Source organism: Halomonas sp. SIMBA_159 (assembly GCF_046536035.1).
Taxonomy (GTDB): Bacteria; Pseudomonadota; Gammaproteobacteria; order Pseudomonadales; family Halomonadaceae; genus Vreelandella; species Vreelandella venusta_A.
On the sequence record NZ_JAWJBT010000069.1, the window covers coordinates 1 to 621 of the forward strand.

At 33.0% G+C, this 621-nt stretch carries 1 protein-coding gene; it reads right to left on the bottom strand.

Translation table 11 applies throughout. The annotated features are described in order from the left end of the window. Positions 1-155: 155 nt before the first annotated feature. On the bottom strand, positions 156-621 hold a 466-nt coding region (locus tag R0J87_RS18365), incomplete at its 5' end, for a phospholipase A2 family protein (RefSeq protein WP_498887964.1).

Sequence of the window (621 nt, forward strand, 5' to 3'; positions counted from 1 at the left end):
CAATTGGGCCAATCACAAAGTTTAATAACCATAGAATACTACTTTGCCCAAAGAAAACATTGGGAACCCACAATAAAATACCAATAATAAAACAAAGAAATGAAAGATTCCTTAAAGTTTTTGTATTCAAATTATCACTCTCTCAAAATATTATTTTAATAACAACCGTTCGCCTTCACTTGGACCAAAAAATACGCCCAAACATTTCTGGCTACTACCTTTTCAACGAACCCCATCTTTTTTAGATCTCGTTGTATTCGACCCATTAACCTAGCATCACTCTTACAATCAAAATAACCATATTTTTTATAATCGAGATCATGTTTTTTACATGCAGCATCTAGTAAACCTTTTGTTGGACCACCGCCATAACCAGGACCACACCAATTACCCCAAACAGGAAGTGATATTTTAGTTGTTATACGGTCACTATCAACTGAATTATTGTAGAACTTAAAATAAGAATTACTGAAGTCATTAAACGCTTTACCTTGATCTAAGAGTTCTTCTGATTTTCCATCTAGTCTAGCCTGATCAACATCAAAGTAAAGCTTTCCATGTTCATTAGAACTTATATAATTAAACATCTCTTTAAGAATTTCGTCGTCTAGCATATCAATG